This window comes from Lelliottia nimipressuralis, assembly GCF_004402045.1.
GTDB classification, from domain to species: Bacteria; Pseudomonadota; Gammaproteobacteria; order Enterobacterales; family Enterobacteriaceae; genus Enterobacter; species Enterobacter chinensis.
On sequence record NZ_SOMG01000030.1, the window covers coordinates 873,338 to 899,800 of the forward strand.

Sequence of the window (26,463 nt, forward strand, 5' to 3'; positions counted from 1 at the left end):
GTAATCAGGTCTGATTCGCCCCTTTCTCACGAAAAGAGAGATAGCCAAACACCCCACTCCTCCCATCCGTGGGATGGTTAACGCCGTCCATTACCGTTACCTCAGGGAAATCAAAAGGAGATAAGTTTTCAAAACAGGCGACATTCACACCGTATTCATTCGGATTAGAACGCCGCTGATGGAACGTATAAATCCCGCACACCGAGCAGAAAAAGTGTCGAGCCGTTCCTGTGTTAAAACGGTACTCGGTGAGCTTATCCTCACCTTTGGTCACCGTAATCCCCGACAGCGGTGCAGAGACGACAACCGCCCCCCGCATTCGACAAAAGGAACAGCTGCAGCGCCGAGCGGTGTTCAGGCCATCCGTTAGCTCAACGATAAAAGCCACCGCGCCGCAATGGCACTTCGCATTTCGTCTTTCGGCCATTGGCTATACCCCTTTTCTGACCAGCTCGGCGGCTTTAACGAAAACCTCATCTTCTACGCCATCGCCTTTTTGCCTGCCGAGCCTGACCAGTTCATCAACAATGCTGTTGCGATGGATCGGTTTCTGCGCTGAAACCAGCCCAATAACGGCCGCCCCAATCGCCAGCCCCACTAATCCTGTCTGTTCATCTTTGTTTTTCATATTCATGCTCCTGGTACAATCAACAAGAGTAGCAGGAATACGGTCAAACGGAATGACGGACATAGGCTCTGCGAATATCATTAAAGCAATTCAAACAGCTACGACTTCTAAAATCGACAGATACGAACGGGTGTCTATTATTTTTTTCAATTTAAGATTCGCCTGTTCAAACAAGACCTGATACTCAGACTCTGTTCTTGCCCGCCCTCCATCAAAGCTTGTTAACAGAAGAAGATCGATTTCAAATCGTCCCTGCTCATTTTTTTCTTCTTTAATAAGCGGCTCAAAAATTAATAGTCGGGAGTTTTCTTTCATTGCATGTCTACAGCATTGAAGTATCTGAACGGCCTTCTCATCAGGCCAGTCCATCAAAATATATTTAAGTAGATAAATGTCCGCTGCAGGACAGGCTTCAAAAAAACTTCCTTCGACGGTCTCCCATCGACGATTATCATTCAAAAGGTGCAGTCGATTCCGCTTAAGCACGTCTTTTTGATCAAACAGGATCCCTGTTAAAGTCGGATTTCGACGTAAAACAGCCAGCAACAAATTCCCCAGGCCACCGGCGATATCGGCAACGACAGCGTTTTGAGGGAACGAATAGCTATCTGCAATGACTTCATTCTCCACGGATGACATAGAGGCCATACCGGCATGAAAGATGTTGCTATCAGCTACACTCTCGTCATGCTGCCAGTAGTCGTAAAAAGGCTTGCCAAACAATTCATTAAAAACAGGTTTTCCTTGCAATATCTCATCCATTTTAGCTGCTGGCTGCCAGAATGTTTGGTCTGTCAGCATGAGCACCGCCGCACGCAAGGAAAATTCATGATCAGAGCACAGGAATTGTGCTGAATGGCTAAGACCGTATTCAGCTTCGGCTAATTCGTTGAAAACCCCACGAGAAGACAATAAACGCATGATTCGATGAAGATAGTCGCCGTCGACATTAAGCTCCTTCGCCAGTTGCGTAACGGATTTTTTTCCTTCGACCAAAAGGTCTGCGACACCCAATACCGCGACCGCCCGGAGTGCCGCTTGCCAGACAAACCCCATGCTTTGCTCTAGCAAATACATTCCTTCTTTGCGACTGAGTAAATCCAGACTATTACGTTGTGACATTTGCTGCTCCTTACCAATAAAGATATGTTGAACAACTAAAAGCTGTTAGCAAGCGTAAGTCTGGTAGTGAGCTTTATCCATAATATAATGAACATTCAGCAACGTTCATTTATGTTCTTTTGTATCGTTTAGCATACAGTACATTTAAATACGTAAAAAAGTACGGCCACTTACTCTTCACATTGATTAATAACATGCTGAAAATATCATTTTGAAAATAATTATTTTTGCATCCAAAAAAGCCTGTCGTAAGACAGGCTTTTCATATTTAGAATCTTGGCGCCAATCCGTACTTCGGCGTTTTGATATTTGCAGCCCAAATCTTGATATCGTTTTGCAGCAGAAGAGTGAAATCTGATTTCAAATGCGTCACCATGCCATTGACGCTGTCCGCATCCACTACCGAAAAATGTTCAATTCTGTTCTGCCCAACCTGAACACAGTAATATTTGGCGGGCAGCACTTTACCATTCACATTAAGCGGCAGGTTATTCTCACCACAACGCCCTTCAGTAATATATGACACCAGCAAATTAGCGGATTTTCTTCCTGGCTGAGAGACGCTTACCATGACAGGAAAACCTTCAGAGGTCTGCGTCATATCATAAAGAATGGCATTTTTCATATACCAGGTATTATATTCCCGCTCCTGAAAAGCGGACCAGGCAGGCGCAGAAAAGGCCACCAGCACTGCCAGTATAATAGATTCTATTTTCATGGGATGTTGTCGTCCGTGTTGTTGCACGTATTATTCAGATTGTGCAAAAAACAGCACCCCCTTAAGAATAGTCCTACTACTATTGGCAGTGGTGGAGGATTAATTAGCGACGTGCGATATAGTCATAAAGGAGAAAAAGGCAAGAAAGCATAAACAGCCGCCATCACAGCGGTGCTGGCGACGACGCTGATGAAAAAGTATGTTTTAAAAGGTTGCTTTTGGGTTTTATGGCGAAAGAGTTGCTGGCCCACAATAGCGCCTGGCCAGCCGCCTGTCGCGCCAAACACCAGCAAAGTAGCTTCCGGAACCCTGCGTAAACCTTTACGCGCAGCCATTTTATCGGCGCCATACATGCTCATCGTGAGCACATTAATCAGCAGAAACCACATGGCCAAAGGATGCGAGGTAAGAAGACTACCGAGCGCAGCGAAAATCAACAGTAAATAACAAAAGCGATTGAGGGTCATAACACTAGCCACGGGTTAATAAGCGGTTTTCGAAGACACATAAAACAGGTTGCATCTATGCACCTCTCAAAACAAGGGGAAAAATGGCCGCCGAATGGCAGCCCTGGTAAATAAGTGTTTATTAATATCGCTTTATTGTGTTGACCGGCGTTCTTTCTGACCAGTCTGGCCGCTCGCCAGCCATGATTGCACGCTGTTGTGATGGCGTCACAGACTGGGTTATTTCAGGCATTGACTTGTATTCAGGTTGCTTAGGTGGACTGAGAACAAGATCGGAACTACAGCCTGACAGCACCAAAACCGCCAGTAGAGATAAATTAAGCTTGAACACGTTAAACCCTTCCAATGGGATAAAAGTTACAGAAAAAGCGTGGTGCCGGTTGTGTCCCGGTGACTTTTCTTTGTTATAAAAAGTCACGCGTCTGGCTGCAGGCAGCAAATTCACCACACAGATAACACCATCAGGATATATTCACACGGTCAATACAGGCAACCCTTTGTTTTCATACGCCTCTGTGCACCAGGGAGAACAGTAAGCCGACTACTCATTATCGGGCGTCGGCGTCAGATTTAACGCCGCTGTAAAACGTGCTGGTATTCGTCGCCGGAATCCGTACCATACGCGGCAGACAAATTTTTGCACCAGCTGGCTCCGAAGGTAGTACTCAATGCAACAGAATCAAGAGATTAACAAAAAAGAGCAATACAACCTGAACAAACTGCAAAAGCGACTGCGCCGTAACGTGGGCGAAGCCATTGCAGACTTCAACATGATTGAAGAAGGCGACCGCATCATGGTTTGCCTGTCAGGGGGTAAAGACAGCTACACCATGCTGGAGATCCTGCGTAATCTTCAGCAAAGCGCACCGGTGAAGTTTTCCCTGGTGGCGGTCAACCTTGACCAGAAACAGCCGGGCTTCCCGGAGCACATTCTGCCGGAATACCTCGAAAATCTGGGTGTTGAGTACAAAATCGTAGAAGAAAATACCTACGGTATTGTGAAAGAGAAAATCCCGGAAGGGAAAACCACCTGCTCTCTTTGCTCTCGTCTGCGCCGCGGCATTCTGTATCGTACCGCGACGGAGCTGGGTGCGACCAAAATTGCGCTGGGCCACCATCGCGACGATATCCTGCAAACGCTGTTCCTCAATATGTTCTACGGCGGCAAGATGAAGGGCATGCCCCCTAAACTGATGAGCGATGACGGCAAACACATCGTGATCCGCCCTCTTGCCTACTGCCGCGAAAAAGACATTGAGCGTTTCTCTCAGGCTAAAGGGTTCCCGATCATTCCATGTAACCTCTGCGGCTCTCAGCCAAACCTGCAGCGTCAGGTGATTGGCGACATGCTGCGCGACTGGGATAAGCGTTATCCGGGTCGTATCGAAACCATGTTTAGCGCGATGCAGAACGTTGTCCCTTCACATCTCGCAGATATTGAGCTGTTCGACTTCAAAGGAATCAACCACGAATCAGACGTGGTGAACGGCGGTGACCTGGCGTTTGACCGGGAAGATATCCCCATGCAGCCTGCAGGCTGGCAGCCGGAAGAAGATGACAATCAGTTTGAAGAGTTGCGTCTGAACGTGGTTGAAGTGAAGTAAGTGATTAGCGTCTCAGAAGGACCTTCTGAGACGCGCCATTCCCTATTTCAGCAGACGTACGCGGCAGGTTTTACCTTTGATTTTCCCGTTCTGCAGCTGCTTCCATGCCTTATGGGCAACCGCCTGGCGAACCGCCACATAGACATGCGCCGGGTGGACCGCAATCTTACCGATATCCGCCCCGTCCAGACCTACATCCCCGGTCAGCGCACCTAATACATCACCAGGGCGCATCTTGGCTTTTTTACCGCCATCGATACACAGCGTCGCCATTTCAGCCTCCAGCGGCACCAGGCTGACGCCGACAGGGGCATTCATCCAGTTCAGTTTAATCTGCAGCATCTCAGAGAGAATGTTGGCGCGCTGCGCCTCTTCCGGCGCGCAGAAGCTGATGGCCAGGCCGCTGTTTCCGGCGCGCGCGGTACGGCCAATACGGTGAACATGGACCTCAGGATCCCATGCCAGCTCATAGTTCACGACCAGCTCAAGCGATTTAATATCCAGGCCGCGCGCGGCAACGTCGGTTGCAACCAGAACGCGGGCGCTGCCGTTGGCAAAACGGACCAGCGTCTGATCGCGATCGCGCTGTTCCAGATCGCCATGCAGCGACAATGCGCTCTGTCCGGCGGCATTCAGGGCATCACAAACCGACTGGCAGTCTTTCTTCGTGTTACAGAACACCACGCAGGACGCGGGCTGATGCTGGCTCAGCAGCTTCTGCAGGAGCGCAATTTTTCCCTGCTGCGAGGTTTCAAAGAACTGCTGTTCGATTGCGGGCAGCGCATCTACGCTGTCGATTTCAATGGTAAGCGGATTTTTCTGCACGCGCCCGCTGATGGCGGCGATGGCTTCCGGCCAGGTCGCAGAGAACAGCAGCGTCTGGCGATCGGCCGGTGCGAAACGGATCACCTCGTCAATTGCATCGCTGAAGCCCATATCCAGCATCCGGTCTGCCTCATCCATCACCAGCGTTTGTAGCGCATCCAGCGAGACGGTACCTTTTTGCAGGTGATCCAGCAGGCGGCCCGGCGTCGCGACAATAATGTGCGGCGCATGCTGGAGCGAATCACGCTGCGCGCCGAACGGCTGTCCGCCGCAGAGGGTTAAAATTTTGGTATTAGGCAGAAAACGCGCCAGGCGACGCAGTTCGCCCGCGACCTGGTCCGCCAGCTCGCGGGTCGGGCACAGCACCAGAGACTGGGTCTGAAAAAGCGCCGCATCGATATGCTGCAACAGACCAAGGCCAAACGCCGCCGTTTTCCCACTGCCCGTTTTCGCCTGTACGCGTACATCACGGCCCTCAAGAATGGCGGGCAAGGCGGCCGCCTGAACAGGCGTCATCGTGAGGTATCCCAACTCGTTGAGGTTATCGAGTTGGGCGGTGGGCAGAACATTCAGGGTAGAAAAAGCGGTCACAGTAGTCTCTCGTGGTCATCTTTGCAGTCAGATGGCGCGTATCCTCGCAGATCTCGCGGTCCGATGCGACAATTTAATCGGTTCTTCATCAGGCGGCGGGTCGGGCATCGGCTGAGGACGCGGAATGGGATCGGGCATCGGCACCGGATCGGTGGGGATGGGATCGGATTGACGCCATAGTGGCAGTAGCAGAGCGTTAAGGATGCTCATCATTCCCTCCAGAATTTGCTGTCGTCCCTTTTAGGGTAGACGCTGAGAATCAGGAGGCAAAAAAAAGCCGACTATGAAGTCGGCGTCGTACGAATCAATTGTGCTATGCAGTAATTCAAAAAAGGAAGTAAGACAATATGGAGCGCAACGCCCATCGCTTGACGTTGCATTCACCTGCGGGAGTAATATTGCACCTTACGGGGTAGAGGTTTATTGACTTCGCTCAATTAAAAGAGCGTTTTGATCTCTGTAAAAGGTCAAAAAAGCGTAAATTTACAGCCATTTACTACGATGCAACCACCATGCAACACCACCAATCAAAACAACTAACATGACGCAAAACGCGGTAAAGCCGTAGCGATACGCCCCACCTGGAATTCCGCCCAGGTTCACGCCAAACAACCCGGTAAGAAACGTGCTCGGCAAAAATACCATCGCCATCAGGGACATCGTGTAGGTTCTTCTCGCCAGCGACTCCTGCATCACCTGCGCGATTTCGTCCGCCATCACCGCCGTCCTGGCAATACAGGAATCAATTTCATCCAGCCCACGACCCAGTCTGTCGGCGATATCCTGCATTCTGCGTCGCTGATCGTCATTCATCCACGCGAGCCTTTCGCTGGCCAGACGCGCATACACATCGCGCTGCGGCGTCATATAGCGGCGCATCACAATGAGCTGCTTACGCAGTAAGGCCAGAAAACCGCGCGGCGGGATCTGCTGATCGAGCAGGTTATCTTCCAGGTCGATGATTTTGTCGTGCAGCTCTTCAATAAACTCACTCGCGTGATCGGTAAGCGCGTCACACACGTCCACCAGCCAGCTGCCGCAGTCGATTGGCCCGGTGCCCTCTTTCAGATCGTTCACGATGTCATCCAGCGCCAGGACTTTACGCTGCCGGGTTGAGACAATCAGCCCATCGTCCATATAGACACGCATCGCAACCAGCTGGTCGGGACGCTCATCCGTGCTGCCGTTAATGCATCGCAGGGTGATCAGCGTACCGTCACCCATTCGGCTCACGCGGGGTCGCAGGCTTTCACCCGCCAGCGCATCGCGCACGTTATTAGGCAAGAGCGGAGTCGAAGCCAGCCAGTCAGCGCTGTCCGTGTGGGTATAGTTCAGATGTAGCCAGCAGGGATGCGCATTATCGATCACATCATTGTCTTCCAGCGGTCGTGCACCGCCGCGACCGTCCAGCACCCACGCAAAAACTGCGTCAGGAACGTTAAGTTCAGATCCTTTAATGCTTTCCACAGCGCCTCCACCTTTTTTAGCTCTTTCGGTGTCAGTCTAGCTTTCATCAGGGCTTAAGCAACAACTATGTTTCCCATCGCGCTGAAATCGCTCAGGAATTGTACATGCTGACGAGAGGCGAGAAAAAGCCTGGCACGCCAGGCTTTGAGGTTCAATCAGAGAGAGTGTTCTGGCCGATGAAGGAAGGATGGCGAACCGCCAGGTAATGAGGAAGGAGAGCCTGGTTCAAGTCTGAAATTACGCGTTCGGGCCTGCAGCTCAATCACCTGATTACGCAGCACATCAGAGGAGCCATTAAGTTCCTCTGCCATCGCCACGTTACTTTGCGTGACCCGCTCGAGCTCCGAGAGCGCCAGCGTGATCTGAGAAATGCCTTTCTCCTGCTCTGACGTTGACGCGGAAATGTCGTCCATTAACCGGCTGACGTTCCCCGAGCCCGTCACGATTTCATGCATATTCTTTTCCGCCTGTGACACAACGGTAACGCCCTGCGTAACGTTACTGCTGGTCACTTCAATCAGCGTTTTGATGTTCTTCGCCGCCTCTGCGCTGCGGTGCGCCAGGTTTCTGACCTCTTCAGCGACAACAGAAAAACCTTTTCCATGATCTCCCGCCCTCGCCGCCTCAACGGCCGCGTTGAGCGCGAGGATATTCGTCTGGAATGCAATGCCGTCGATCAGCGAAATAATCTCCGTCATCTGCTGTGCGCATTCAGTAATGGACTGCATATTGGTGGCAACCAGCCCCATCAGCTCCCCGCCCTTGCGCGCCTGCAGCGTCGCCACATTGGCCTGCTCGCTCGCCAGACGGGTGTTATCGGCATTGTTTTTGGTGCTCGCCGCCATTTGTTCCATGCTGGCTGCGGTTTGCACTAAAGACGCAGACTGCTGCTCGGTTTTCACCGAAAGCTGTGCGCTACGTTGCGAGAGTTGATCCGATAAGGTCATAGCTGTTTGCGATGACGCCCTGATCTCGCGTACCAGCGTCGCGATGTTGCCGGAAAGGCTATTGATCCCTGGGATGAGTCGACCCGCACAGTTATTGCCAAACTCAGGAATAGACACACCCAGGTTGCCCTCTGTCACCTCTTCAATACTTTTCTTCACCGTATTGATCGGCGTCACAAGATACTTCGTCATGTAGACCCACAGCAAAAATAGCGCAACGAAGTTGATTACGTTAAGGGAAATAAAGAGAGAGGGATTGCTGGAAAATAGAACAACGACACCTGCATTTACCAAAAAAAGAGATAACAGGAACCCGATAATAAAGGTCCTGACACTAATATTTCTTAGCATAATGATACCCACATTTTATATTTTGGTCGGCATTAAAACTTATAGCATTGGCTCAGAAGTTTTTCCTCGCAAACGACGCTGGTTTTTTGTTTCGCCGTTAGCAACCTGAGATTTGTCTTAAGTCAGAGAAAAAAAGCGTATTAGTGAAAATGTTCTTCTCGGCATGCTGCGATACTGGTCTCCAGCCATGTTAAGCGATACCATTCCCTGCGGTGAGACGACACGATCGCCCTCATATTTAAGGTGCTTTGCTACTGTTATTCGTTTTGTTTAGCAATGCTTAATACGTTAACAAAGGGAATATATTTTATATTCTTAATGAGTTGTAGAGTATTAATATGACTGGTCATTTTTCACGATAAATAACTAATATTGTTTGAATGCGCATGTTCGTTGCCAGATTAAGATGTGCCGGCAGGCGAAATCGGTAACCCTCTGAGGCGTGGGATTGCATAATGCTCAATATATCGTGGGACCCTGTGTTGATCGCTATATCTTATCTGGTGGCTTTTATTGCCTCCTTTGTGGCGCTGGACAGCGCCGGAAAAATCCCCCTTTCCAGCCGCAAGGCTGCCCTGTTCTGGCGCATTGCCGGAGGGGTCACGCTGGGCATCGGCATTTGGTCGATGCACTTTATCGGCATGCTGTCCATGCAAATGCCAATGATGATGAGCTACGACCTTTGGTTAACCCTTACCTCACTCGGCGTCGCGGTGGTTGCCTCGACCACGGCCATTAATATTGCCGTCACGGGCAAAAAACTCTCTCCCTTACGACTGCTCTTTGCCACGGCGCTCCTGAGCGCTGGCGTGGTCTCCATGCACTACACCGGTATGGCTGCCCTGATGCTGGATGGCAGCATTATCTGGGATCGTCGCATTGTGGCGTTGTCCGTGGTCATTGCCATCATTGCTTCCGGCACGGCACTGTGGCTCGCTTTCCGTCTGCGTGATAAACACAAAGGGGTCTTTATCGATCGCCTTCTCGCGTCTTTCATCATGGGCGCAGCCATTTGTGCGATGCACTATACCGGCATGAGTGCCGCGCAGTTTCAGGAGGCGTCGCATACTCTCCCCGGCGGGATCGGCGAGCTGGGGTTATCCATCTGGGTGTCGGTCACCACGCTCTGCCTGCTCGGCGTGATGTTAATTATTTCGCTTATCGATTCTCACTGGCGTACCGGCCGGCTGACGGATAACCTGCGGCAGCTCAACCGCCAGCTCGAGCTACAGGCACGCTTTGACGCGCTTACCGGACTCGCAAATCGCCACCAGATGGATATCCGCATGCAGGATTGTCTGCGTAGCGCGCTGCTGAGTAAAAAGTCATTTGCCGTCATTTTCCTGAATGTCGATCACTTCAAGCGTGTTAACGATACCTGGGGTCACAGCGTCGGGGATGAGCTATTAATCACCGTTGCCCAGCGCATCACGGCCCGGCTCACGCGTGAGATGACCCTGGCAAGGCTGGGCGGAGACGCCTTTATCCTGCTGATGCCTGAATGTGACGACGACAAGCTCAACGCCCTGCTTACCTCGCTGCTCGACGATATGCGACGTCCGCTTTCGCTCTGCGTACATACGCTGAGCACGACAATCAGTGCGGGTGTCAGCCTCTATCCTCAGGATGGCGAAACGCTGCATGAGCTGAAACTCAAGGCGGATGCAGCGTTACATTACGTTAAAGAAGAGGGCCGCAACGGCTGGGCGGTTTACAGAACCGAGATGTCAACTGCGGTCCCGGCTAAACCCGGTTTTCTACAGGAACTTTCTCAGGCGCTTGAGCGCGATCAGTTTGAACTGTGGTACCAGCCAACCTGGCATGCGGAAGATAAGACTATTCATGGATTTGAGGCCCTTCTGCGCTGGCGGCATCCCGAGCAAGGCGTTTTACTGCCTAATCTGTTTATCCCTTCGCTGGAACAAACAGGCTTGATCATTCCAGTGGGTAACTGGGCCATTGAAGCGGCGTGCCGACAGCTTCATTTCTGGACTGAACAAGGCTTCAGCCAGTGGACGCTGTCGCTCAACTTATCCCCCGTCCAGTTCGAACAGCCGGACATCTTCCATATCGTCTCGTCGATGCTGGAAAAATATAGCTTGTCACCTTCCAGGCTGATCCTTGAGGTAACGGAGAGCACTGCACTTAAAAATCTCGACCGCAGCATTGAACTGCTCGATGCGTTCAATCGTGCGGGGATCACCGTCTCGATTGATGATTTTGGCACGGGCTATTCCAACCTGCTGATGCTGAGCGTCCTCCCGGCAAAAGAACTCAAGATTGACAGAAGCTTTGTCACGTCGATGCTGGAGAATGAAAAAAGCTACAAGCTGGTCGAAACCATTATGAGTATTGCGCGAACCATGGAGATGAATGTGGTGGCAGAAGGGATCGAAACGGAAGAACAGCAGGCGGTTCTTACCCGTCTCGGCTGCGACTACCTGCAGGGTTACCTTTTCTCCCGTCCATTACCCGCCGAACAGGTACCGTGGCTGCTTCTGCAGAAAAACTCAGACAAGCAAATTATACCCATTACTAAAATTCAAACGGACCCCGCATTTATTTCACAAAAAAATCATGCCTGACGGGGTCAAGTAGAGTATGTTTCAAAAGAGTACACGCGAGTCCATTCGGTCATGATTGTCAGGCACAGGGTGCCGATGAACAGGAAACGGCTATGTCGCAACCTTGTTTTGATGCGTTGAATGTAATTAAAACACCCGTGTGGCTCATTTCACCCGTGTCGGAACAGATTATTTTTGCGAATGTAGCCGCTACGCAGGTTATGGGGGATAAAACGCTCGATGCGCTGCGCAAAGGCACCTATTCCGCAAATGCGCAAACTCTCCTGGCGATGTATGTACCTGAACTGAAAACAGAGCAGGAGATCGTCGAAATCTGGACAATCAGCCGGGATGGAAACGACACGCCGTTAAGCTGTCGTCTCTCGCTTACCCACTACGCTCCCTGGGGCGATGTGATTGTCATCGAGGGGCTCAACCCGCAAATACTCTCAGGATTAAAGGCCAGCCGCTCCGCAAACTACCGGCGGACAAAACAGGGGTTTTACGCGCGTTTTTTTCAGACCAACAGCGCCCCCATGTTGTTAATCGATCCTGCACGCGATGGCCATATCGTCGATGCTAACCTGGCCGCGCTCAACTTTTATGGTTATTCGCATGATGATATGTGCAGTAAACATACCTGGGAAATAAACACCCTGGGGCGAGATGTCATGCCCATTATGACTGCGATTGCCGCGCTGCCCGGTGGCCATAAGCCGCTCAACTTTGTTCATCGACTTGCCGATGGCTCCACCCGCCATGTCCAGACGTACGCAGGGCCCATTGAGATCTACGGTGACAAGCTGATGCTGTGCATCATCCACGATATCACCGAGCAAAAAAGGCTGGAGCAGGAGCTGGAACATGCTGCGTTACGTGACTCCATGACAGGACTGCTCAACCGTCGCCAGTTCTACACCATTACCGATCAAAGCAACCTGAATCATCTTCCGGCACAACAGCAGTTTAGCCTGCTGCTGGTGGACACCGATCATTTCAAGAACATCAATGACCTGTTCGGTCATCTTAAAGGCGATGAGGTGCTTATCGCCCTCTCCCGAACGCTCGAAGCCTGTAGCCGGAAAGACGACCTGGTGTTCCGCTGGGGTGGCGAAGAGTTTGTCATCCTGCTGCCGCATACCTCCCTCGACACCGCATTGCAGATTGCCGAGTCGATTCGTGCGGCAGTTGCCCGTATCACTATTCCTGGCTTGCCTCGCTTTACCGTCAGCATTGGCGTGGCACGGCATAATCAGGGGGAGAGTATTGATGAGCTGTTTAAGCGTGTCGACGATGCGCTTTATCGCGCTAAAAATGACGGACGCAATAAAGTGCTTGCAGCATGAAACTGGTGTATCTGGCAAAGCCCGGATACAATGCCTGCCTTGAGTAAATTGATGTCAGGTGGGTACAGTCTGCAATGGGAAAAACAGAAATAATACTCACCATAATTATTTTGCTTCTTATTATATTTGGCTTCTGGTTTATCTTTAGCGGTGAAGTCTGGTATCTGGTCGAGTTTCTTGAAAATAGCCTTTACCCCACTTTTGATGCGCCCTAACGCACGTTTAATTTATTGTTTCACCTACCGAATTTGTCAGGTACCTGCATGCCTGACAGCCGCGTAAGATACGCGGCGTTATCCTCCAACAACGTTGATAACGAATCACTTATTCACTTGCTTATGTTGCCCGTGCTCTGACGGGCTTTTTTATTTCCGGCAATTCAGCCACGCCAGGCTATATCTTAATCATCGTTATTGATAAAGGTGAGGAATGATGAGCAAGAAGATCCTGATGCTGGTTGGCGATTACGCCGAAGATTACGAAACGATGGTGCCTTTTCAGGCGTTACAGATGGTAGGCCACCAGGTGGATGCGGTCTGCCCTGACAAACCGAAGGGCGACTACATTATGACGGCGATCCATGATTTTGACGGCGCCCAGACCTACAGCGAAAAACCCGGCCACCGTTTTATCCTCAACGCCGACTTCTCCGCCGTAAAGGAGCAGGACTACGATGCGCTGCTCATCCCCGGCGGGAGAGCGCCCGAGTATCTGCGGTTAAATGAGGACGTGTTAAAGCTGGTACAGGCATTTGACGCCGCGCGTAAACCGATTGCCGCGGTGTGCCACGGCCCACAGCTGCTCGCTGCCGCGGGCATACTGAAAGGACGAACCTGTAGCGCCTACCCGGCCTGTGCGCCAGAGGTCCGCCTCAGCGGCGGACATTACGCCAGCATCGGCATCGATCAGGCACACGTAGACGGCAACCTGGTGACGGCTCCCGCCTGGCCCGCGCATCCACAGTGGCTGGCAAAGTTTAATGCGCTGTTAGAATAGCGATACCCTGCTCCCGCCAGAGCAAGATGGGCGGGAGCGATATCACAGCCGACGTCCCCGATAATGTCAGACGTCGGCGCAGATTCGCGAGACGATATTTATTCATCCTGCCGACGCCATTGCGCTTCCATCTCGCGCTGTTTTCTCCGCGCTTCTTCTTTTTTACGATACAGCGGCGGGTAATAAATATGTCCCCAGTCCCACTTTCCGAACCAGATATTCATCAGGGCACTAAATACAATGATGAGGACGATATAGAAGATAACAAAACCCTCATCACCGCCCAGATTGAAAATATCGCTGGCTAAGGAGTGCTGAGCATGACTGAACCAGTATGGATGGTAATCAAGTACCATAAAAAACAGGATACCAAAGAGTAAATCACCGACTTTGAATCGTTCACTAAATTTACTGCGCCAGGCGGAATCATGCTTTTCGTAGTAATTAAGCAAAAACTGATTATTCTCTTTCAACGCTAAATCAAGCACTTCCTTTGAGGGCACCTCACCAGGATGTCTCTGGTAATCGCTCTGCGGGCGAAGAATATCCGGGAAGCTACTGCTGTATATGACCTCATTCAGTACTAGCCTCACGACATTGGCAGCAATGGGCATGAGGGTTGTGGCTATCAGGCCCAGAGCCGCCAGCGCGACGCAGAAAAAACCAAGGTGTTCGGTCCAGTTAATGGCCTGTTCGGGCCAGGTCAAAATCCCCTGTCCGCTGTAAGCCAGCAGCGCCAGATCGGCGAAAAGGACAATATAGATGAAACGTATAATCCACTGCCATTCCCAGATTTTATCCATAATGCCTAAGCCTGCCGGAAATGAGGGTTTGTCTTTCTTTTCATCCGTCATAATTTATCCATGCGATTATTTGTGAAACAGACATTTTCGGGAATAAAAAAACAACTGGCGCCAGATGCGCCAGTTCTCAATGTTACTCTTATTAACGTTAGTTACCGTAGAAACCGGGCTCGTCAGTGCTTCTCAATATACATTGTCCGGCTATACGCCACGTCTTCCGGGTTATTAATAGGATAACCTTTCACCCAGGGCTTAATCAGGCGACCGTTGGTGTACTGGTAAATGGGCGCGATAGGCGCTTTCTCCATGAGGATTTTCTCCGCCATGTTGTAGTCCGTATTACGCGCTTTCGCCGTGGTTTCCAGCGTCGCCTGGTGGATAATCTTATCGTAAGCCGGGTCGTTGAAACGCGAAATATTGCCGCTGTGGGTGGAGGTCAGCAGGGACAGGAAAGTCGAGGGCTCGTTGTAATCGCCTACCCATGAGGCGCGGATCACATCAAAATTGCCGGTATTGCGGCTGTCGATATAGGTTTTCCACTCCTGGTTTTGCAGTTTGACATCCACACCGAGGTTTTTCTTCCACATGGACGCCACCGCAATCGCGATTTTCTGGTGGTTTTCCGAGGTGTTGTACAGCAGGGTCAACTTCAGCGGGCGCTGAGGACCATAGCCAGCCGCCTGGAGCAAGGTTTTCGCCTGTGCATTCAGCTCCTGCTGCGACATTTGCTCGAACGGTGAAGGGTCAGGCGTGAAACCCGCCGTCACGTCAGGGGTGAAATGCCAGGCTGGCTTCTCACCTGTACCTAATACCTTTTCCGCCATAATGCGGCGATCGATGGTCATACTCAGCGCAAGACGAACCCGGGCATCGGCCGTCGGGCCCTTTTGCGTGTTAAACGCATAGTAGTAAGTCCCGAGCTGAGGCGGCGTATAGACTTGTCCTGGGATGTCCTTCAGGAGCTTCTGATACATGTTTTTCGGGAATGATTCGGTAATATCAATGTCCCCCGCCAGATAGCGTTTCGTGGCGGACGATTCCTGATTAATCGGAATGAAGGTCACTTTTTGCAGGACAGTTTTCGCATTGTCCCAGTAATGGGTATTCGGAACGACAACCAGTTTTTCATTCACCACGCGGTCGTTCAGGACGTATGCGCCATTGCCGACCAGGGCTCCCGGGCGAGTCCACTCTTTACCGCTTTCAACGTTCGCTTTTTGCACCGGATAGAAGGCAAAGTTTGCCGTCAGGTTGCTAAACCACGGTAGCGGTTTGTCCAGCTGGACGCGTAACGTTCTGGCATCCACCGCCGTCACGCCCAGGGTATCAGGCGCCGCTTTACCGTCAATGATTGCCTGTGCGTTGTTGATACCCGCCAGCGCCGCAAACCAGGCAAACGGAGAGGTCGTTTTCGGGTCAACCAGACGCTGCCAGCTGTAGACAAAATCCTGCGCGGTGACAGGCGTACCGTCAGACCATTTCGCGTTATCGCGCAAGGTGAACGTCCAGATACGGTTATCGTTGCTCTGCCAGCGCGTCGCCACGCCCGGTATCAGTTCCCCTTTCTCGTTCTGATTCACCAGCCCTTCGAAAAGATCGCGAATCACCTGAATCTCTGGCAGCCCCACCGCTTTTGCCGGATCGAGCGAAGCCGGTTCGTCTTTAATATGTCTGACCAGCTCCTGTTTTTGCGCCAGTGCCGTGCCCTGTGGCACATCGGCAGCGTACGAGAGTGTAGAGAGTCCGCACAGGCACAGTGCGGCGAAAAGACGCGAAACAGGATGCTTCATAAGATCCCCTTTAATGAATTCAGGTAACAAGCAGATGCGTAATTATTTGTTTCGACAAAAAGAAATGCAAATAACTTACTCCTGAATAGTGATTTAAGGCAATTCTCAGGCGTTACGGAAACTATTTGATTAACGGCGGGTTTTACACAACACTGCCAGTAGAGACTTCTTTATCAGGATTTCGTATGGCAATCACCCGACCACGAGCCGAACGCGGCGCCTTTCCGCCGGGCGCTGAGCAATATGGCCGCTCATTCTTAGGCGCATCGTTGATCTGGTTCCCGGCACCCGATGCCGATCGCGACAGCGGTTTGATCATTGCCGGCACGCACGGGGATGAGAACTCGTCCGTCGTCACGCTCTCATGCGCACTGCGCACGCTCACCCCTTCACTACGACGACATCATGTGATTCTTGCCGTGAATCCGGATGGCTGTCAGCTTGGATTACGGGCTAATGCAAGAGGAGTCGACCTGAACCGTAATTTTCCGGCAGCAAACTGGCGCGCCGGGGAAACGGTTTATCGCTGGAACAGCTCCGCCGAGGAGCGGGACGTGGTCCTGCTGACGGGAGACAAACCCGGCTCGGAGCCGGAAACGCAGGCGCTGTGCCAGCTTATCCATAAGATCCACCCTGCCTGGGTTGTCTCCTTCCACGATCCGCTGGCCTGTATTGAAGATCCGCGCCACTCCGATCTGGGTGCGTGGCTGGCACAGGCGTTCGCCCTGCCACTCGTCACCAGCGTGGGCTATGAAACACCCGGTTCATTCGGTAGCTGGTGTGCCGATTTGAGTCTGCCCTGCATCACCGCTGAATTCCCGCCGATCTCCTCCGACGAAGCCAGCGAAAAATACTTAAAACCCATGATGGAGCTTCTGCGCTGGCAGCCTCAGAGATGAAGCACGCCGCTGGTGAAATTGAGCGCAGGTGAAACGTCAACAGCCAGCCATGTCGGGCCATCCAGATCGGCGAAACGGACCTGATTGACCAGCGGCAGCGCCGCGCCGATAGCCCGGGACGTGCAGAGCATACATCCCAGCATCAGTGAAAAACCCTGCGCCTGGGCTTCCGCCGCCAGGGCCAGCGCTTCTGTCAGCCCACCGGCCTTGTCGAGCTTAATGTTGATCATGTCATAGCTGCCCTTAAGCTCGCTCAAACTCGCGCGGGTATGGCAACTTTCATCCGCACAGACAGGCAGCGGATGGATAAAATTCTTCAGCGTCGCATCGTCCTTCGCCGGCAGAGGCTGCTCCAGCATGGCCACGCCGAGGTCAGCCAGCAGCTGACATCGCGCGGCAAGCCCTTCGGGATGCCATGACTCGTTGGCGTCAACAATCAGCGTGGCCGAGGGTACCGCCGAGCGAATGGCGACCATCCGCTCGCTGATCAGGCGATCGTCGAGCTTCACTTTTAACAGCGTGGCCCCGGCGTCAAAGAGCGCTTTTGCGCTGGCTGCCATCTGTTCCGGCTCACCAATCACGACCGTTTGCGCTGTCACGACCGATTGCGGTAGCGCCACGTTCAGCAATGACGTCAGCGATGTTTGCTGCCTGGCGGCCTCAAGGTTCCAGAGCGCACAGTCGATGGCGTTGCGCGCCGCACCGGCGGGCAAACGCTGCTGTAGCGACTCGCGCGTCAGCCCTTTTTGCAGGTCAGGTACCAGAGTCATGATCTGCGCCATCACAGATGCAAGACTTTCCCCATAGCGCGGGTAAGGCGTACATTCCCCGACACCTTTAAAACCCTCTTCTTCGATTTCAACCACGACCACGCTGGCTTCACTTCGGCTGCCGCGGGAGATCACAAACGGGGTATGCAATGGCCAGGCTTCTTCATAGACCTTAACGCTTCTCATCACTGACTCCTTGCGGCCCGGAAAGGCGAAAAATTTGGTTTGCCGTGTTATCCGCTGATGGCATACACTAGCCCCGACGTTAACTATATGTAAACAGGAAGATATCTATGTCACAACTCGTTCATTTCCAGGGCAACCCGGTTGCTGTTGCAGGTTCTATTCCGCAGGCTGGCAGCAAAGCTCAGGCTTTTACTCTGGTGGCTAAAGATCTGTCTGACGTCACACTGGCTCAGTTTGCCGGTAAACGCAAAGTGCTGAACATTTTCCCAAGCATTGATACCGGCGTTTGTGCCGCATCCGTGCGTAAATTCAACCAGCTGGCGACTGAAATGGACAACACCGTTGTGCTGTGCATTTCCGCTGACCTGCCGTTTGCCCAGTCCCGTTTCTGCGGTGCCGAAGGCCTGAGCAACGTCATTACCCTCTCCACCCTGCGCAGCGCGGATTTCCTCGAAAAATACGGCGTCAGCATCGCGGAAGGCCCTCTGAAAGGTCTGGCGGCACGCGCTGTACTGGTTCTTGATGAAAACGACACTGTCGTCTTCAGCGAACTGGTTAACGAAATCACCACCGAGCCGGACTACTCTGCCGCGCTGGACGTGCTGAAAGCATAATAAGTACTGAGCATTCTATACAATTAATTATCAACCTCGCCATGGCGGGGTTTTTTATTAACTCAAAGCTGAATCGTTAAAGCACAAATAATCGAAACTCACATTAATGATGCAACAAAAATCATAGCATCCAATATTAACGTGACCAGTAACGCATTATTATCGTTAAAATTCTCTATTTTCGCCCCCAGTGAAGCACATCACATTTCCCTTTTTGTCTAAACATTAGATTTGCTTACGAAAGAAAATAATCGTTTCAGCAAAAAGGATAAAATATGAAGATCAAACTCGCTTTTACGCTCCTTGCGGTAATGATTTCTGGCCATGCAGCGGCTAAAACCTGGGTGCTGACAAGTGCTGAAAGCAGCATAGAGAAAGGAAACTGGAAGGTTTCCAGTGATGAGCTGAACGTTAAGGATCACCCGTTCAGCATTGAGCAAAAAGTCTTACACGGCGGGAAACAGGAAGGCAGTAAAATCATCGTTATTAGTAGCAAAGACGGCCTGACTATTACCTTAAGCCCGACCCGCGGGATGAACCTTCTGCACGTTGAAGGGTTTGGCACCAGACTGGGGTGGAATTCTCCCGTCAAAGAGGTCGTGAACCCGGCTTATATCAATCTGGAAAGCCGAAACGGACTCGGCTGGCTGGATGGTTTCAACGAAATGATGGTGCGCTGTGGCTATGAGTGGACAGGACACCCTGTCACCGCAGACGGACAAATTTATACTCTTCACGGCAAAGCCGGCAATACCCCTGTGTCGCAGGTAGAGGTCGAGGTTGCGGATGCCGCCCCGCATGAGATCCGTGTACGGGGTTTGATTAAAGAGAGCACGTTTAAAAAAGCCGATCTGCAAACCATGACCGAACTGCGTTACGTTCCTGGAACCAATCAGTTCAGCCTGCACGATGTTCTGACAAACCATGCAGATTACCCTCATGATTACCAGATCATCTATCACAGCAACTTCGGGACGCCGATCCTCGAAGAAGGCGCTCGTTTCCTTGCGCCGGCGGTGAGCGTGAGCCCGTTCAATGATTACGCCAAAGCGGGCGTTAACGACTGGCAAACCTATGCCGGGCCGACAAAAGGCTTTGATGAGATGGTCTTTAACATCAAACCACTTGCCGACAATAACCATGAAACGCTCGCAGCAGTGGTCAATAAAGCCGGAGATAAAGGCGCGTCAATTCAGTTTGATACCCGCCAGCTACCCGTGCTGACCTTATGGAAAAATACCGACACGCTGAAGCAGGGCTATGTCACGGGCATTGAACCTGGCACCAGCTACGCCTACCCCGTTACGATTGAACGCGAGCAGAAGCGCGTCAAGCAGCTACAGCCTGGTGCCAGCGCGCAGTTTGACCTGACCTATACCCTGCTTCACAGCCCACAGCAGGTAAAAGATGTCGAAAGCAGGATTGCGTCGATTCAGGGCGAGACAAAAACAGAAATCGTGACCACGCCTCTGGCGAAGGAATAAGCGTAAAGTAAGAAGCCTCTTTACAGAGGCTTTTTGTTATTCATCACCCTTCTTATGATTCAAACCGTACTCACGGAGCTTATTCGCAATCGCGGTGTGCGAGACACCAAGACGTTTTGCCAGTTTTCGGGTGCTTGGATAGCTGCGATACAGCTGCGTCAGCACGGAGCGCTCGAAACGGCTGGTGATGTCATCCAGCGAGCCTTCCATCGCCTCTTCGCCGACCGATACCGTCCCGGCGTCGTAATCAGGCAACAAAATATCCTGTGGACGCAGTTCATACCCTTCCAGCTGCGTCAGCGCACGATAGACGGCGTTTTTGAGCTGGCGAATGTTGCCTGGCCAGCCGTAGCGCGTTAGCACCGTGCCGAGATCGGCAGAAAGCTTCGGACGCGGAACCCCCTGCTCGTCGGCAAAGCGGGCCACAAACAGCTCCGTTAACGGCATAATGTCCTGTGGACAATCGCGCAGCGGTGGAATATTCAGCGTCAGGACATTGAGACGGTAATAGAGATCCTCGCGGAAGATCCCCTTTTGCACCAGTTCGACCAGGTTTTTCTGAGTGGCACAAATGACGCGCACGTCCACATGCACTTCGTGATCCTCACCGACGCGGCGGAATGTGCCATCGTTCAGGAAACGCAGCAGTTTAGCCTGCATACGTGGCGACATTTCGCCGATCTCGTCCAGCAGCACCGAGCCACCATTCGCCTGCTCGAAGAACCCTTTCTTGCCTTCCGGAGCATGACCAAACAGCTCGCTTTCGACGGCATCTTCCGGGATAGAAGCGCAATTAAGCGCAAGATACGGTTTTGCCGCACGCGGGCTCGCCAGATGCACGGCATGAGCCAGCAGGTCCTTCCCGGTGCCGGTATCGCCGGTGATCAGCAGCGGTGCGGTCAGGCTGGCGAGCTTGCGCGCCTGGTCAACGACATGGCGCATTTTCGGACTGACGGCAATAATCTGGCTGAAAGCGCCAACGTCCTGACTGGAAATGTTCTGCAGCTGACGGCCCATGCGTAACGTCGACCGCAGCATGATCACCGCCCCGGTCAACACGCGGGTATTCCCTTCCCCTTTCAGATAAACCGGCGTGATCTCCATCAGGAAATTCTGCCCGTTAATCACCACATGCTCGCTATGCGTGTTTTGCGGATTGCTGTCCAGCCAGCGCTGGAAGTTAAAACCGGGGATCAGCTGTGCGGCGTTATGATTGCTGAGCTTCTCCTGGCTCTGTGCGAAAAGCTGGCAGCTCGCATGATTTACGCGCTCCACTTTACTTTTTAAATCCAGAGAGAGGAACGGCTCAGGCATCGCTTCCAGCAGCGCGCTCAACGCCAGGTGCTCGCGCTCAGACGGCATCCAGGGAATGGTGCGTACATCCGTAACGCCAGCGATACGGCGGATTTCCGCCATCAGGCTACTGAATGTATTAAATTCAATTTCGGCAAAATTGAGGTAAATTCGCCCGACAGGATCGATCTCAATGCCACGTAAATCAATGCTACGTAAAACAAGAAGATCGAGTAATTCGCGGGTCAGACCGAGACGGTCTTCACAGAAGACTTCAAGACGCATGGGAAATTCACCGTTTTAAGCCAATAACACTAAAATGATATGTCAGAACACGGTGATCCGGAAGATGGCTGTCAACAAATATTGACAGCCAGCACGATTAGTGAACAAAACATCACGGAGCAGGTTTTTTATTGAGCGTTTCTTTGAGCTGGCCGATCAACTCACGCCTGAAATCCCCCAGCCGGGGCTTATCGCCATCAATCCAGGGCAGCGGACGACAGACTTCCATCGCTTTAATCCCTAAACGCGCGGTCAATAATCCGGCGCCGATGCCCTGAGCGGCACGGGTAGAAAGACGCGCCGCCAGATCCTGCGACATCCAGTCCATTCCCACTTCGCGCACCAGCTCACTCGCACCAGCAAACGCGATATTGAGCAGAACCAGTTTAAACAGTCTGAGCCGGCTGTAGTAACCCAGCTCAATGCCGTAAAGGTTCGCGATACGGTTGATCAGGCGCAGGTTACGCCAGGCGATAAAGGCCATATCGACCAGCGCCAGCGGGCTGACGGCAATCATCAGCGTCGATTCCGCCGCCGAACGGCCGATCTCGCGTCGCGCCTGTGCATCCAGCACCGGCTGAACCATGTGCGAATAGAGGGTTACCACTTCCTTGTCGTTCTGGGTTTCATGGATGGCGGCATACCAGCGCTGAAGCGCAGGGTGTGACTGATCGATTCCGGCCTGGCTGGCCAGCTTTTCACAGAACGCACGACCTTTCCCGGTGCCGTGACTGTGAAGCAGATCCCGGGCGACATCACGCTCATGCGCGCGCTGTCGCAGACGCCAGAGCCGACGCCACTCGGTGGCAACCGACCCTACGCCCGCCCCCACAATCAGCGCGCCTGCAGCACAACCACCCAGCGCGACCCAGTCCTGAGTTTGCCAGGCATTCATCGTCCATTGTACGCCCTGCCCAATCACGCTTGCGCCAAACAGCGCCAGACCGGCGGTGACCATTTTACGCCACAGGCTGCGTTTTGGACGCAGAGCAGCTTCCACAACTGCCTCCGCAGGACCTTCCTCAACGTCAGGCTCCTCAGTCACCACCGGGGCAAAGTTATCCGCCTGCGTGCCACTGAACGTCTGGGACGTTTTAAACGCCTCCTGGTGTTCCTGCTCAAGCGTTCCGGTAAAGTCTATGCGCGGTTTTAACGGTTCCGTCATCGCAATTTATCTCCAATCAAAAACTCCAGCGCCGCATCCAGACGGATGTGCGGTAACGGTTGGTCGACGCTCATGACCTGCGGGCGGAAGGCTTCAAACTGGAAGCCCTGGCTCTGCCAGAAGGCCTGGCCCGGCAGACGCGCGGGCACTTCGCCCGGATATACGGTAAGCGGTTCGCCGTCGCTGAGTCGATTTCCACGTAATGCGGGTATTTTCTCGCCGTTAAGGTCAATCAGTCCACTTTGCGTCGCCTGCACGGACGCGAGCCCCAGGCAATCCATGCTGATCCCTTCGAAGGCGGCGTTTTGCCAGGCGTCCTGCACCAGTTGCTGCAGCAGCGACACCATATTGGCATGCTGGTCGACCGTAACGTGATCGGCCTTTGTGGCCGCAAAGAGCAGTTTGTCGATCACCGGTGAGAACAGCCTGCGAAACAGCGTCCGCTGCCCGTAGTGAAAACTTTGCATCAGCTGCGTTAGCGCAAGGCGCATATCGTTGAAGGCCTGTGGCCCACTGTTGAGCGGCTGCAGACAATCCACCAGCACAATCTGGCGGTCAAAACGCAAGAAGTGGTTTTTATAGAATCCTTTGACCACTTTTTCACAGTAGTAATTGTAACGCTCGCGCAGCATTCCGGCGTTCGTGTGCCTGTCGGCCTGCGCCAGCTTCGACTCGCCAACCCCATCCACATCCGGCCACGGGAAGAACTGAAGCGCAGGCGCACCCGCTAAATCGCCGGGCAGGACAAAGCGACCCGGCTGAATGAAGTGCAGCCCTTCCTGCTTACACTGATGCAGATACGCCGTCCAGGCTTCGGCAATGGCCGCCAGACGGTTTTCATCGGCCGGGGCAAGCGGATCTAAGCCTTCGCACAGCTGTCGCCATTTGGCCGACCACTCGGCACGCTGTCCCTGCAACAACCCTGTCATCTGCCGGGACCAGCTGAGGTAGTCCTGCGCCAGCATCGGCAAGTCGAGTAGCCACTCGCCGGGGTAATCGACGATTTCAAGGTACAGGGTGGAGGTATCCTTAAAGTGGCGCATCAGGGATTCATTTGAGCGGAAACGCAGCGCAAGGCGAATTTCACTGACCCCTCGCGTCGGCGTCGGCCACGTGGGCGGATCGCCATAGAGCTGCGCCAGCCCTTCGTCATAGGTAAAACGTGGAATGCCAAAATCGCGCTGAGGGACGCGCTTAACGCCCAACAGACGCTCTTCCCGCACCGCGCCCAGCAGCGGCAGGCGCGCACCGGCATGCAGGTTCAGTAGCTGGTTCACCATCGCGGTGATAAACGCCGTCTTACCGCTGCGGCTCAGCCCTGTTACCGCCAGACGCAAATGACGGTCAACGCCGCGGTTCATCAGTGAATTGAGTTCGTTTTTAAGTCGCTTCATCGCCGTCCTTCGTTGCCCGGAAGCCTTGAATGCATTGCTTCAGAATACAATAAATGGGGGCAGATCGTTGATTATCAATTCTTATTTATTGCTATTGCCGTTTTCTCTCCAGTAAGATGAACGGCATTGCTGTCAGTCCGGAGTGAGTAAGGTGTATGTCACCCACCATTTATGATATCGCACGGGTTGCGGGCGTATCGAAATCAACCGTTTCCCGCGTTCTGAATAAACAAACAAATATTTCTCCCGAAGCGCGTGACAAAGTGCTGAAGGCGATTGACGAATTAAATTATCAACCCAACAAACTGGCCCGTGCCCTGACCTCTTCGGGTTTCGACGCCATTATGGTTATTTCGACCCGTTCAACCAAAACCACCGCCGGTAACCCTTTTTTCTCCGATGTCCTTCATGCCATTACGGCAAAAGCGGAACAAGAAGGTTTTGATGTTATTTTGCAAACGTCAAAAAGCAGTGAAGACGATCTGCTGAAATGTGTGAGTAAAATAAAACAGAAGATGATCAAAGGGATCATTATGCTAAGTTCACCGGCAAATGAATCCTTTTTCACTACGCTGGATGCCTATGGCGTACCGGTAGTGGTCATTGGTAAAGTTGAAGGTGATTATCAGAATATCTATTCCGTCGATACGGATAATTTTCATGACAGCGCTACGCTGACGGAAACCTTTATTAAAAATGGTCGCCGTAAAATTGCTTGTCTGCATGCGCCACTTGATTATCATGTTTCGATTGATCGTCTTGCAGGCTATAAAGCCAGCCTGAAAAAGCATAACATCGCTATTACTCCTGGCTGGATTATGGATGGCGGTTATACCCATGAGAGCGCGCTCGCGGCGGCGCTTGAATTATTATCCTCACCCACACCGCCTGATGCAGTATTTGCTACCGACAGCATGAAGTTACTCAGCCTCTATCGCGCGGCGGATGAGTTAAATCTGATGATCCCAGAGCAGGTGGTTATAGCCGGATACAGTGACCCGATGCTGTCTCTCATATTAACGCCAGCACCGGGCGGCTTTGATATTCCCACCCGCAAACTGGGTGAAGAGAGTTGCGATCTTCTCTTCAGGCGTATTGCCGGCCATCCCGCCCCGCAAAAAGTACTGGTTGATACCCATTTTTTGTTGGCTGCCTCCCTTCGCTAAAACCAGGGGCTTATTGCCCCTGGTGTGCCGTCTGTCAGAACGCGTAGTTTACGCCAACACCCGCATAGTGGAAGCGGTCGCTTTCGCCTTCATCGTGGTTTTCCCACTCATAGGCGTATTCCAGCGTCATGGATAAACCATTGTTGAAATCATAAGCGTAGAGGAGACCGAGTCGGTTGAAATCGTGTCCTTCACGCTCCGGATCGTCCTGCCAGTCCCAGTTCGACCAGCGATCAAGCCCCAAACGGGTATAAGGCGTTAAGGTGGTCTGGCCCAACGAAATAGGCAAATACGCTCGAATTTCCTGTGTCGAAAACTCGCCATTATTTCGGGATCTGTCCATATTGAAACCGCGCTCTAAATAGTAATTCACTTTAGCCGCAAAGGTTTCGTTAATGGTCCAGGTGAAGCCCGTTTCGGTTTCGACACGGCTGTCAGCATAACCGGTTTTCTCCAGATCGTTGGCGAACTGATACATGGCAAACCAGCCACCAAAACGCCAGTCGTCGGTTAATTTAATATCCCAGTCCGGCTGGATTTTGTAGCGCTGCATATTAGCGCTGCCGTCTTTAGCACCATGTTCATCTTTAAAGTGATAACCATAATTACGGAAACCACCGGTCAGACCGAAAGTAAAATCATCGGTTCCGATAAAGCGATAGCGTAATTCGAATTCAGGACGATCAAAATAGGTGCCGCGGGTCATACTGCTGTAATCAACCGGTCCTTCCTGATACATCGCCAGCGAAAGCGTCCATGCATCCCAGGTGGCATTAAACCACACGGAAGGCTCATATAATCCATCTTTATCGTCGCCCTGACCTTCGACGTTTTCAATTTCATACATTGCGCCAATATTAAATTCCCACTGCTTAGTTGTTTCTGATGCTTGTGCGTAGCTAACCCCTGCGCACAGAACGAGCGCAGCACTTTTTAGTAGAGTACTCATTAAATATTCCCTTTATAAGTAACAAACAAAAAACCGGAA

The 26,463-nt window shown here is 52.3% G+C and carries 26 protein-coding genes and 1 pseudogene; 10 read left to right on the forward strand and 17 right to left on the reverse strand.

The window, feature by feature from the left end; all coding sequences use genetic code 11:
- Positions 1-4: 4 nt before the first annotated feature.
- The 6 genes from E3U32_RS21790 to E3U32_RS21815 all read right to left on the reverse strand — a co-directional run bounded on the left by E3U32_RS21790 (position 5) and on the right by E3U32_RS21815 (position 3,383).
- On the reverse strand, positions 5-427 hold the full coding sequence (locus E3U32_RS21790) for a GFA family protein (protein WP_134350484.1): 423 nt from the start codon (positions 425-427) through the stop codon (positions 5-7).
- Positions 428-430: 3 nt separating this feature from the next.
- Positions 431-628 (reverse strand): hypothetical protein, encoded by a 198-nt coding sequence (locus tag E3U32_RS21795; protein ID WP_023312007.1) that lies wholly within the window; start codon positions 626-628, stop codon positions 431-433.
- 90 nt (positions 629-718) lie between these two features.
- Complete coding sequence (locus E3U32_RS21800; protein WP_134350485.1) at positions 719-1,750, reverse strand: methyltransferase; 1,032 nt, start codon at positions 1,748-1,750, stop codon at positions 719-721.
- Between the two features lie 268 nt (positions 1,751-2,018).
- Entirely contained in the window at positions 2,019-2,468 is a 450-nt protein-coding gene (locus E3U32_RS21805; RefSeq protein ID WP_134350486.1) for a hypothetical protein, read from the reverse strand.
- 122 nt (positions 2,469-2,590) lie between these two features.
- Positions 2,591-2,935 carry a DUF1294 domain-containing protein gene (locus tag E3U32_RS21810; protein WP_134350487.1) on the reverse strand — a complete coding sequence of 115 codons (345 nt, stop codon included), beginning with the start codon at positions 2,933-2,935 and terminating at the stop codon, positions 2,591-2,593.
- Between the two features lie 121 nt (positions 2,936-3,056).
- Positions 3,057-3,383, reverse strand: coding sequence for a hypothetical protein (locus E3U32_RS21815; protein ID WP_134350488.1), 327 nt, complete (start codon positions 3,381-3,383; stop codon positions 3,057-3,059).
- A 94-nt stretch (positions 3,384-3,477) separates the two neighbouring features.
- Here E3U32_RS21815 and E3U32_RS23935 point away from each other — a divergent pair.
- Together E3U32_RS23935 and ttcA are read left to right on the forward strand one after the other, a co-directional pair.
- Positions 3,478-3,588, forward strand: a pseudogene (locus E3U32_RS23935) (site-specific integrase); the annotation flags it as partial.
- A gap of 15 nt (positions 3,589-3,603) precedes the next feature.
- Complete coding sequence (ttcA, locus tag E3U32_RS21825) at positions 3,604-4,539, forward strand: tRNA 2-thiocytidine(32) synthetase TtcA (protein WP_134350489.1); 936 nt, start codon at positions 3,604-3,606, stop codon at positions 4,537-4,539.
- Between the two features lie 42 nt (positions 4,540-4,581).
- Here the strand turns inward: ttcA and dbpA are convergent, their stop codons facing one another.
- The 4 genes from dbpA to E3U32_RS21845 all read right to left on the reverse strand — a co-directional run bounded on the left by dbpA (position 4,582) and on the right by E3U32_RS21845 (position 8,720).
- Positions 4,582-5,955, reverse strand: a complete 1,374-nt coding sequence (gene dbpA, locus E3U32_RS21830) for an ATP-dependent RNA helicase DbpA (protein WP_134350490.1) — start codon at positions 5,953-5,955, stop codon at positions 4,582-4,584.
- 27 nt (positions 5,956-5,982) lie between these two features.
- A complete protein-coding gene (gene ynaL, locus E3U32_RS23840; protein ID WP_134350777.1) occupies positions 5,983-6,165 on the reverse strand; it encodes a proline-rich small protein YnaL in 183 nt (60 codons plus the stop codon).
- A gap of 273 nt (positions 6,166-6,438) precedes the next feature.
- On the reverse strand, positions 6,439-7,422 hold the full coding sequence (gene zntB, locus E3U32_RS21840) for a zinc transporter ZntB (RefSeq protein ID WP_134350491.1): 984 nt from the start codon (positions 7,420-7,422) through the stop codon (positions 6,439-6,441).
- Positions 7,423-7,577: 155 nt separating this feature from the next.
- Positions 7,578-8,720 carry a methyl-accepting chemotaxis protein gene (locus E3U32_RS21845; protein WP_134350492.1) on the reverse strand — a complete coding sequence of 381 codons (1,143 nt, stop codon included), beginning with the start codon at positions 8,718-8,720 and terminating at the stop codon, positions 7,578-7,580.
- 455 nt (positions 8,721-9,175) lie between these two features.
- Here E3U32_RS21845 and E3U32_RS21850 point away from each other — a divergent pair, with 455 nt between their 5' ends.
- From E3U32_RS21850 to E3U32_RS21860, 4 genes are all read left to right on the forward strand, one after another.
- Positions 9,176-11,305 (forward strand): putative bifunctional diguanylate cyclase/phosphodiesterase, encoded by a 2,130-nt coding sequence (locus E3U32_RS21850; protein ID WP_134350493.1) that lies wholly within the window; start codon positions 9,176-9,178, stop codon positions 11,303-11,305.
- Between the two features lie 92 nt (positions 11,306-11,397).
- Positions 11,398-12,630, forward strand: coding sequence for a sensor domain-containing diguanylate cyclase (locus tag E3U32_RS21855; RefSeq protein ID WP_134350494.1), 1,233 nt, complete (start codon positions 11,398-11,400; stop codon positions 12,628-12,630).
- A gap of 74 nt (positions 12,631-12,704) precedes the next feature.
- Positions 12,705-12,845, forward strand: coding sequence for an Ecr family regulatory small membrane protein (locus tag E3U32_RS23685; protein ID WP_166790970.1), 141 nt, complete (start codon positions 12,705-12,707; stop codon positions 12,843-12,845).
- A 217-nt stretch (positions 12,846-13,062) separates the two neighbouring features.
- A complete protein-coding gene (locus tag E3U32_RS21860; protein ID WP_134350778.1) occupies positions 13,063-13,626 on the forward strand; it encodes a DJ-1/PfpI family protein in 564 nt (187 codons plus the stop codon).
- A 98-nt stretch (positions 13,627-13,724) separates the two neighbouring features.
- Here the strand turns inward: E3U32_RS21860 and E3U32_RS21865 are convergent, their stop codons facing one another.
- Both E3U32_RS21865 and E3U32_RS21870 read right to left on the reverse strand, forming a co-directional pair.
- Positions 13,725-14,480 (reverse strand): hypothetical protein, encoded by a 756-nt coding sequence (locus E3U32_RS21865; RefSeq protein ID WP_134350495.1) that lies wholly within the window; start codon positions 14,478-14,480, stop codon positions 13,725-13,727.
- A gap of 122 nt (positions 14,481-14,602) precedes the next feature.
- Positions 14,603-16,219, reverse strand: coding sequence for a peptide ABC transporter substrate-binding protein (locus tag E3U32_RS21870; RefSeq protein ID WP_134350496.1), 1,617 nt, complete (start codon positions 16,217-16,219; stop codon positions 14,603-14,605).
- Positions 16,220-16,404: 185 nt separating this feature from the next.
- Between E3U32_RS21870 and mpaA the strand changes: the two genes are divergently transcribed.
- Positions 16,405-17,118 (forward strand): murein tripeptide amidase MpaA, encoded by a 714-nt coding sequence (mpaA, locus tag E3U32_RS21875; RefSeq protein ID WP_134350497.1) that lies wholly within the window; start codon positions 16,405-16,407, stop codon positions 17,116-17,118.
- Here the strand turns inward: mpaA and ycjG are convergent.
- On the reverse strand, positions 17,109-18,074 hold the full coding sequence (gene ycjG, locus E3U32_RS21880) for an L-Ala-D/L-Glu epimerase (RefSeq protein ID WP_134350498.1): 966 nt from the start codon (positions 18,072-18,074) through the stop codon (positions 17,109-17,111). The genes mpaA and ycjG overlap by 10 nt on opposite strands.
- A 107-nt stretch (positions 18,075-18,181) precedes the next feature.
- Between ycjG and tpx the strand changes: the two genes are divergently transcribed.
- Entirely contained in the window at positions 18,182-18,688 is a 507-nt protein-coding gene (tpx, locus tag E3U32_RS21885) for a thiol peroxidase (RefSeq protein ID WP_134350499.1), read from the forward strand.
- 275 nt (positions 18,689-18,963) lie between these two features.
- Positions 18,964-20,172 (forward strand): aldose 1-epimerase family protein, encoded by a 1,209-nt coding sequence (locus E3U32_RS21890; protein WP_134350500.1) that lies wholly within the window; start codon positions 18,964-18,966, stop codon positions 20,170-20,172.
- A 36-nt stretch (positions 20,173-20,208) separates the two neighbouring features.
- Here E3U32_RS21890 and tyrR read toward each other — a convergent pair whose 3' ends face one another.
- The 3 genes from tyrR to E3U32_RS21905 form a co-directional block, all read right to left on the reverse strand.
- Complete coding sequence (tyrR, locus tag E3U32_RS21895; RefSeq protein ID WP_134350501.1) at positions 20,209-21,750, reverse strand: transcriptional regulator TyrR; 1,542 nt, start codon at positions 21,748-21,750, stop codon at positions 20,209-20,211.
- 112 nt (positions 21,751-21,862) lie between these two features.
- A complete protein-coding gene (locus E3U32_RS21900; protein WP_134350502.1) occupies positions 21,863-22,915 on the reverse strand; it encodes a YcjF family protein in 1,053 nt (350 codons plus the stop codon).
- Entirely contained in the window at positions 22,912-24,309 is a 1,398-nt protein-coding gene (locus tag E3U32_RS21905; protein ID WP_134350503.1) for a YcjX family protein, read from the reverse strand. Before E3U32_RS21905 ends, E3U32_RS21900 begins: the two co-directional genes overlap by 4 nt.
- A gap of 155 nt (positions 24,310-24,464) precedes the next feature.
- On the opposite strand from E3U32_RS21905, the gene E3U32_RS21910 reads away from it, so the two are divergent.
- Entirely contained in the window at positions 24,465-25,475 is a 1,011-nt protein-coding gene (locus E3U32_RS21910) for a LacI family DNA-binding transcriptional regulator (RefSeq protein ID WP_134350504.1), read from the forward strand.
- Positions 25,476-25,509: 34 nt separating this feature from the next.
- On the opposite strand, the gene E3U32_RS21915 is transcribed toward E3U32_RS21910, so the two are convergent.
- Positions 25,510-26,424 carry an OmpG family monomeric porin gene (locus E3U32_RS21915; RefSeq protein ID WP_134350505.1) on the reverse strand — a complete coding sequence of 305 codons (915 nt, stop codon included), beginning with the start codon at positions 26,422-26,424 and terminating at the stop codon, positions 25,510-25,512.
- Positions 26,425-26,463: the final 39 nt, after the last annotated feature.

Excerpts from the sequence above, each read along its gene's own strand:
- E3U32_RS21790 (WP_134350484.1), bottom strand. The coding sequence starts at position 427 with ATGGCCGAAAGACGAAATGCGAAGTGCCATTGCGGCGCGGTGGCTTTT.
- E3U32_RS21795 (WP_023312007.1), bottom strand. The coding sequence starts at position 628 with ATGAAAAACAAAGATGAACAGACAGGATTAGTGGGGCTGGCGATTGGG.
- E3U32_RS21800 (WP_134350485.1), bottom strand. The coding sequence starts at position 1,750 with ATGTCACAACGTAATAGTCTGGATTTACTCAGTCGCAAAGAAGGAATG.
- E3U32_RS21805 (WP_134350486.1), bottom strand. The coding sequence starts at position 2,468 with ATGAAAATAGAATCTATTATACTGGCAGTGCTGGTGGCCTTTTCTGCG.
- E3U32_RS21810 (WP_134350487.1), bottom strand. The coding sequence starts at position 2,935 with ATGACCCTCAATCGCTTTTGTTATTTACTGTTGATTTTCGCTGCGCTC.
- ttcA (WP_134350489.1), top strand. The coding sequence starts at position 3,604 with ATGCAACAGAATCAAGAGATTAACAAAAAAGAGCAATACAACCTGAAC.
- ynaL (WP_134350777.1), bottom strand. The coding sequence starts at position 6,165 with ATGAGCATCCTTAACGCTCTGCTACTGCCACTATGGCGTCAATCCGAT.
- E3U32_RS21845 (WP_134350492.1), bottom strand. The coding sequence starts at position 8,720 with ATGCTAAGAAATATTAGTGTCAGGACCTTTATTATCGGGTTCCTGTTA.
- E3U32_RS21850 (WP_134350493.1), top strand. The coding sequence starts at position 9,176 with ATGCTCAATATATCGTGGGACCCTGTGTTGATCGCTATATCTTATCTG.
- E3U32_RS21855 (WP_134350494.1), top strand. The coding sequence starts at position 11,398 with ATGTCGCAACCTTGTTTTGATGCGTTGAATGTAATTAAAACACCCGTG.
- E3U32_RS23685 (WP_166790970.1), top strand. The coding sequence starts at position 12,705 with ATGGGAAAAACAGAAATAATACTCACCATAATTATTTTGCTTCTTATT.
- E3U32_RS21860 (WP_134350778.1), top strand. The coding sequence starts at position 13,063 with ATGAGCAAGAAGATCCTGATGCTGGTTGGCGATTACGCCGAAGATTAC.
- E3U32_RS21865 (WP_134350495.1), bottom strand. The coding sequence starts at position 14,480 with ATGACGGATGAAAAGAAAGACAAACCCTCATTTCCGGCAGGCTTAGGC.
- E3U32_RS21870 (WP_134350496.1), bottom strand. The coding sequence starts at position 16,219 with ATGAAGCATCCTGTTTCGCGTCTTTTCGCCGCACTGTGCCTGTGCGGA.
- mpaA (WP_134350497.1), top strand. The coding sequence starts at position 16,405 with ATGGCAATCACCCGACCACGAGCCGAACGCGGCGCCTTTCCGCCGGGC.
- ycjG (WP_134350498.1), bottom strand. The coding sequence starts at position 18,074 with ATGAGAAGCGTTAAGGTCTATGAAGAAGCCTGGCCATTGCATACCCCG.
- tpx (WP_134350499.1), top strand. The coding sequence starts at position 18,182 with ATGTCACAACTCGTTCATTTCCAGGGCAACCCGGTTGCTGTTGCAGGT.
- E3U32_RS21890 (WP_134350500.1), top strand. The coding sequence starts at position 18,964 with ATGAAGATCAAACTCGCTTTTACGCTCCTTGCGGTAATGATTTCTGGC.
- tyrR (WP_134350501.1), bottom strand. The coding sequence starts at position 21,750 with ATGCGTCTTGAAGTCTTCTGTGAAGACCGTCTCGGTCTGACCCGCGAA.
- E3U32_RS21900 (WP_134350502.1), bottom strand. The coding sequence starts at position 22,915 with ATGACGGAACCGTTAAAACCGCGCATAGACTTTACCGGAACGCTTGAG.
- E3U32_RS21905 (WP_134350503.1), bottom strand. The coding sequence starts at position 24,309 with ATGAAGCGACTTAAAAACGAACTCAATTCACTGATGAACCGCGGCGTT.
- E3U32_RS21910 (WP_134350504.1), top strand. The coding sequence starts at position 24,465 with ATGTCACCCACCATTTATGATATCGCACGGGTTGCGGGCGTATCGAAA.
- E3U32_RS21915 (WP_134350505.1), bottom strand. The coding sequence starts at position 26,424 with ATGAGTACTCTACTAAAAAGTGCTGCGCTCGTTCTGTGCGCAGGGGTT.